This window comes from Chrysiogenia bacterium, assembly GCA_020434085.1.
GTDB lineage: Bacteria > JAGRBM01 > JAGRBM01 > JAGRBM01 > JAGRBM01 > JAGRBM01.
The window spans coordinates 1-5,887 of sequence record JAGRBM010000273.1 but is presented as its reverse complement, the minus strand read 5'-3'; the positions used below and the strand labels follow the sequence as shown (position 1 = coordinate 5,887).

At 62.4% G+C, this 5,887-nt stretch carries 7 protein-coding genes; all 7 read right to left on the bottom strand.

Annotated features, from left to right (window positions below):
• On the bottom strand, positions 1–660 hold a 660-nt coding region (locus tag KDH09_09230), incomplete at its 3' end, for an aromatic ring-hydroxylating dioxygenase subunit alpha (protein MCB0219862.1).
• Between the two features lie 93 nt (positions 661–753).
• On the bottom strand, positions 754–1,815 hold the full coding sequence (locus KDH09_09225) for a hypothetical protein (protein MCB0219861.1): 1,062 nt from the start codon (positions 1,813–1,815) through the stop codon (positions 754–756).
• Positions 1,790–1,993 (bottom strand): hypothetical protein, encoded by a 204-nt coding sequence (locus tag KDH09_09220; GenBank protein ID MCB0219860.1) that lies wholly within the window; start codon positions 1,991–1,993, stop codon positions 1,790–1,792. The genes KDH09_09225 and KDH09_09220 overlap by 26 nt, the downstream gene beginning before the upstream one ends.
• A gap of 113 nt (positions 1,994–2,106) precedes the next feature.
• Complete coding sequence (locus KDH09_09215; protein MCB0219859.1) at positions 2,107–3,330, bottom strand: MFS transporter; 1,224 nt, start codon at positions 3,328–3,330, stop codon at positions 2,107–2,109.
• 52 nt (positions 3,331–3,382) lie between these two features.
• Positions 3,383–3,973: an aldehyde dehydrogenase gene (locus tag KDH09_09210; protein MCB0219858.1), complete on the bottom strand. Its 591-nt coding sequence runs from the start codon at positions 3,971–3,973 to the stop codon at positions 3,383–3,385.
• Positions 3,967–4,491: a phosphonopyruvate decarboxylase gene (locus KDH09_09205; protein MCB0219857.1), complete on the bottom strand. Its 525-nt coding sequence runs from the start codon at positions 4,489–4,491 to the stop codon at positions 3,967–3,969. Before KDH09_09205 ends, KDH09_09210 begins: the two co-directional genes overlap by 7 nt.
• Positions 4,492–4,499: 8 nt before the next feature.
• Positions 4,500–5,573: an arginase family protein gene (locus tag KDH09_09200; GenBank protein MCB0219856.1), complete on the bottom strand. Its 1,074-nt coding sequence runs from the start codon at positions 5,571–5,573 to the stop codon at positions 4,500–4,502.
• Positions 5,574–5,887: the final 314 nt, after the last annotated feature.

The window sequence follows — 5,887 nt, the reverse complement described above, 5'->3', positions numbered from 1 at the left end:
GTCTTCCAGCCGGCTGAGCCCGCCGATGGTGCCCGCATGGCAAACCGGCAGGTGATAGCTTTCCATGAAGTTTTCGGCCAGGACCTTCCAGTTGGTGTCCCAGACATGGGTTTCAAAGAAGGTTTCCACATAGTCGCCCATGCCGTAATCGCCGATCAGAGCCTCGACCTCGGCCAGCCCTTCGGCGACGGGCGGCGCGCCGGGGTCGAGCGAAATGAAGACCCAGCCCTGCCATTCCTCGCAGCGGACCCCTGGCAGGCGATAGTCGTCCTTGCAGAAACTTTCGTTCAGGCTCATCGCCGGGGCGCCGCGCAGGGTTCCGTCAAGGTTGTAGGTCCAGGCGTGGTAGGGGCAGACGATGCCGTGGCGGCAGTTGCCCTTCTGGTCGTCCTCGAAGAGCTTGGTGCCGCGGTGCCGGCAGGTGTTGTGATAGGCCTTCACCTCGCCGTCCTTGCCGCGGATCACGACCATGGGATAGCGGTTGACCTGCACCGCCCGGTAGTCGCCCGGGTTGGGGATGTCCTGCACGACGCAGGCGAAGGTCCACGAACGGCTGAAGAGCTCCCGGTGCTCACGCTCGAACCACTCGGGGTCGAAGTAGCACTCCTTGGGCAGAAGCTGCTGCGCGCGTGTCGGCTTGGGCGGGATGGGCATGGGCATGGCGTGCTCCGTTCTGGCGACGTCCCGGCGAGTTGAACGTCTTAAGGGAGTCTATGGAGTTCTATTCCATAGCAGGATTCTCGATGCAACGGCCTACTTAATCCATATTGAAAGATCACCGCTAAATTCTACCTTTTCTGTAAGACAAGAATGCCCAATCGCCAATCCGAGATAAGTTAAGCGTAATGATGAAAGAGATGTTTTATCCCATACTCCTTCAAGAACAGAAAATTGTGGAATAGCATTTTCCAATAATTCCTTTATTTCACCGTCACTCTTTAAATGGGAGTCGTAAAGAGACTCCAAGTTTGGTTGTAGTTCCGAAACAGAAGTCCCCGCTATTTTTGTTCCTATCTCTGGTTTGTATCTGATATCGAATTTAAATTTTTCGCCATCCAAATTTAACAGATTAGCACTTTGAGCGTCGGCCAAGATACTCTCTACGTTTTCCTTTTGCTCATCAGGCAGAACATTCACCAAATCTGCCTCACTCCAAGAATTGGAAAAAACACCGCCATAAAACTCTTTAAACACACCAATCAAATTTTGAGGAAATGGAACAAATGTAACGCAACCTTTCGAGGCAAGATACATTGAAGAACCTTCGTCTTTAGGTAATAACGACAAAAATGGATTTACGAATTTATTAAAATAGAGAGAAATTTCTGCAGTGCTGCGTGCAACACTCAGTGAGGCGTGCTTTGTAGCAAAACATACTGAAATTAATGCCAAATCTTCTCGCGTCAAATCTCCGATCGTCGCGATAGCTAAGTTAATCGTAAGACATTTTCGGCTCCTTTCACCGTGAAGAGAGCGTTTGGCAATAAGATCAATAAGCATTTTCTGAAGATCGCCATCATCGGTACGGGCGTACGCATGCTGGGCGATACGCAACTGATACTGGAAGTCAGGATCAGCAAACGCTGATGTCGCAGCGGTGTCTCTATCAACGAATCTTTCTATAATTCTCTCTTGAAAATCAACCAACCTCGAATCAACAATCTCTCGTGCAATCGCTGCATATTGAGGAATCTGGGAGGATATTACTTCAATGACCTCCCTCATCTGGTCGGAATTAAGACCATTATTAATAGTTACATCTCTTCCTGCTTCAATCAATGTTGCGTTATCACCGCCTGTCTGTCTTTTTTTCATTTTTTCCTGAATCCCCAATATGAATATCTCGAGCTGATTGAATAAGAACGGAATTTGATCCTGCCTTTTGGCGTTGATGAAGCTGCTTCCGTTTCCGGAAGTTTGCTAACCCCAGAGCTCCAAAAAATACGGTAAGGACCATCCCAGCAATAGCTAACGCGATCTCGAGCGTGATCATGACTGAATCCTACGTCTGTCTGCTTTGATTAACACCATAATCAAACGCTCGGAGGGACAAGTCGATGGCATGTAGGCGATTGCGCGATAGACCGTCGGACCTTGGCCGCGATCCTACGCCTGTTTTCGCATCCCGCGCGAGCGCCCCGCCACGACCAGCGCGGCGACCGCAAGCGCAAGCGGGATGTAGGAAACCCAGAGCACCGTGTTCCAGCCGTAGGCGGTCAGCAGGCTGCCCGAGAGGAAGGAGCCGATCGCCATGGTGCCGAAGACGATGAAGTCGTTGAGCGACTGCACCCGCGTCTTCTCCTCGGGCCGGTGGCATTGCAGGACCATGGCCGAGGCGCCGACGAAGGCGAAGTTCCAGCCCAGGCCGAGCAGGACGAGCGTCGCCCAGAAGTGCACGATGTCGATGCCCATCAGGCCGACCGCGGCGGCCAACGCGGTCAGCGCCAGCCCGGCGCCGACCATGCGCGGCGCGCCGAAGCGCTCGATCAGGCGGCCGGTGAAGAAGCTCGGCGCGTACATCGCGATGATGTGCCACTGCAGGCCCTGGTTGGAGGACTCCTGCGAAAGGCCGCACAGGCGCATGGCAAGCGGCGCGGCCGTCATCACGAAGTTCATCAGCATGTAGGAGACGACGCCGCAGATCACCGCGGTGACGAAACGCGGCTGGCGCACGATCTCACCCAGCGGCCTGCCGCCCTTCACCTCCTCGGCGGTCGGCATCGGCACCCGCACGGCGATGAGGACGAAGGCGCAGGCGACCGCCAGCACCGCCTGGGCAAGGCAGGTGACGGCAAAGACGTGGGGCTGCCACAGGTTCATCGTGTGGGTGACGAGCTGGGGCCCCAGCACCCCGGCAAAGACGCCGCCGGCCATCACCGCCGAAAGCGCCCGCGGGCGCCGTTCCGGCGGCACGCAATCGGCCGCGGCGAAGCGGAACGAAAGGACCACTGCGGCATAGGCGCCGGCAAGGAAGGTCGAGACGCTGAAGATCCAGAACGAGCCCGCCAGCACCGCCCAGGCCGCGAACAGACCGCCGAGCACGCCGCAGGCCGTACCCGCAAGGAACGCGGCCTGGCGGCCATGGCGCCGGGCGAGCATGCCTGCCGGCAGCGTGCAGGCGGCCATGCCGACGACGAAGAGCGAGATCGGCAGGGTCGCCAGCACCTCGCTGGGGGCAAGGCCGTGGCCGATGATCGCGCCGGTGGCGAAGACCGCCGCCGAGTTGGCCCCGGCCAGCGCCTGGGCGACCGCGAGCAGCAGGACGTCGCGGTTGCCCGAGCGGGCAGGCGCGCCTTGGGTTGCGGCTTCGAGGTGGGGTTCGGCGGTCATGGGGCGCCCTGTAGAGCACCCTTGGCCGCCGGTATCCAGCCCGATTGCGGCGTCAGTTCACGCCCAGGCCCAGCGCCGCCCGGAAGCGGTTCTTGAGGTACACCGCGTCGCGCGCCGGGAGCGAACGCGGCAGGTTGCACGCCTCGACCTTCAGGACGCAGAGACGCGGCCCCTCAGCGGGCCCGCGCAGGCGCGCCCGCAGGGCCTCGACGCCGGCCATGTCGGTGACGGTGCCGGCCTCGGCAAAGCCGCAGGCCGCCGCCACGGCGGCGAGATCGAGGCCGCGTCCGGTGTGGCTGCGCTGCATACCGGTCTCGCCGAAATGGCCGTTGTCGATGACGGCAATGGTGAGGTTCCCCGGCGCGGCGATGGCGATGGTCGCAAGACCGCCCAGGCCCATCAGCGCCTCGCCGTCGCCGGTCAGCACCAGCACGGGGCGCTCGGGCCGGGCCTGCGCCAGGCCGAGGCCCATCAGCGCCGCTCCGCCCATGGCGCCCCAGAGATAGAAGTTGGCGTCGTGATCGCCCGCGGCGTGGAGATCGTAGGCGGGCGATCCCAGGCCGGCGACGACCAGCAGGTCGCCGCGCCCGGCCAGCAGGGCGGCGACCGCGGCGCGGCGGTCGAGCGGGACGGGGCTCACCATGTCTTCCTCCCCAGCAGGCGTTGGGAAATCAGCACGGCGACCTGCTGGTCGGCCTTGAAGGCAAGGGCCGCCGCGCTCTCGACGGTGGCGATCAGGTCTTCGGCGGTGTCGGCGCGCTGCACGGTGACGCCCATGGCTTCGAGCGTCGCCTGGGTCGCCTGCCCCATGGGCATCTGCCAGGGATTGAACTCCGCCCACTCGCCCCGCATCGTCACCAGCATCAGCAGCGGGAAGCGCCCGATCGCGGGCAACGAGAGCATGTTGATGCAGTTGCCCACGCCCGAGGACTGCAGCAGCAGGACACTGGCCGCGCCGCCGAGCCAGGCGCCCGCCGCGATGGCGATGCCCTCCTCCTCGGTGGTGAGTACGTTGGTCACCATGTCGGGATCGTTCTCGCACAGCCCGATCAGCCGGGCATGGCCGGCATCGGGCACATGCGAAACGCGCGTTACACCCGCGTCCTTCAGCACGCGGCGCAGGCGGTCGGGCCATTCGGCCTCGTTCTTGTCGGATGCCATGGTGCGGCTCAGGCCCCCTTGCCGATCTTCCGCATCGCCAGGCCCGCGGCCATGTAGACGATGATGTAGACGATGACGCGATAGACCGCGGCCGAGCCCGGCGGGATGCAGATGAAGCTGAAGCCGGTGAGGCCGCGCCGGCCGATCTCGTGGGCGATGCGGATGCACTCGTAGTCGGTCATGGCGATGGGCTCGACCAGTTCGCCCAGGATATCGCCCGGGGCGGGACCGGCCCCGCCCATGACGTCCATGTCGAAGTGGGCATAGACGCCCTTGGTGCCGTCCCAGGCGCGGTCGAGTTCCTTCACCACGCCCTCGATGCCAAGCGAGGTGCGTAGCTCCCAGGAGGAGATGAAGCGCGAGCCTTCGCGCAGGTAGCGGCGGATGATGTCCTTGTTCTCCAGCATGCCGCGCTCGCCGATCTCGACCAGGTTGCGCGGATGCATGTTGTCGAGGAACTCGTACATCTTGTGCTTCCACGAGGCCGCGCCCGCGATGCGCGGATCGCCCGTGAGATAGTCGAGGTGCTGGGCGTCCCAGTGGGTATCGAGGCTGACGCAGCCGACCATGCCGTCGACGTTCTCGGAACAGGCCTTGGCGATGGCGAAGCTGCCGCAGGGGCTGTTCTGGCCGATCACCACCGGCACCGCGCCGGCCCGGATGGCGTCGTTGCACTTGGCCTCGACCGCGGCCTGGGCCTTGAGGATGTTCTCGGGCGTCTGGTTGAACATGACCTCGCGCGGGATGTCGGCATCGCCGTAGTCGACCATGCGGATGTGCTCGAAAAGATCGAGGTCGAAGTCCTGGATGTAACCGCCGGGATAGCGCGCGCTCTGCTGGCGCACGCGCTTGGGCGCCTCGATCCAGTCCTCCATGGGCACGCCCGCGTACTTGCCGTCCTCGGCCGCGACATAGGGCGCGCCGATGATGACGACGTCGGCGCCCTCCAGGTCCTTCGCGGTCTTTGCCACGGGCTGCTGCATGAACGAGGGCGTCTCCGGCGCAACCATCGGCAGGTCGTAGCGCCCGGCAAAGCTCGTCTTCATGAAGGTATCCCAGTCGGGATAGTCGAACGCGCCCATGGTGCCCTCCTTCGGTGCAGCGATGGCGGCCACTCAAGCACCGGCGGCGCGTGTTGTCATCCGTCGGGGCGAGGCTGCCTCACCGTGATCCACGCGGAGACGCGGAGAACGCGGAGCCATCGCGGCATTCTGTTCTCCGCGCTCTCCGCGTCTCCGCGTGCAACAATGCACTCAGCATAGGGAGGCGATTATGGCGACACTGGTGCGCGGACGCTGGGTGATCCCCGGCGCGGACGAGGCGACCATCGACGACGGCGCGGTGCTGGTCGAGGACGGCATCGTCGCCGCCCTGGGCTCCTTCACCGATCTGGTGC

Coding starts and splice junctions, on each gene's coding strand:
- KDH09_09225 (MCB0219861.1), bottom strand. CDS start 1,815: ATGAAAAAAAGACAGACAGGCGGTGATAACGCAACATTGATTGAAGCA.
- KDH09_09220 (MCB0219860.1), bottom strand. CDS start 1,993: ATGATCACGCTCGAGATCGCGTTAGCTATTGCTGGGATGGTCCTTACC.
- KDH09_09215 (MCB0219859.1), bottom strand. CDS start 3,330: ATGACCGCCGAACCCCACCTCGAAGCCGCAACCCAAGGCGCGCCTGCC.
- KDH09_09210 (MCB0219858.1), bottom strand. CDS start 3,973: ATGGTGAGCCCCGTCCCGCTCGACCGCCGCGCCGCGGTCGCCGCCCTG.
- KDH09_09205 (MCB0219857.1), bottom strand. CDS start 4,491: ATGGCATCCGACAAGAACGAGGCCGAATGGCCCGACCGCCTGCGCCGC.
- KDH09_09200 (MCB0219856.1), bottom strand. CDS start 5,573: ATGGGCGCGTTCGACTATCCCGACTGGGATACCTTCATGAAGACGAGC.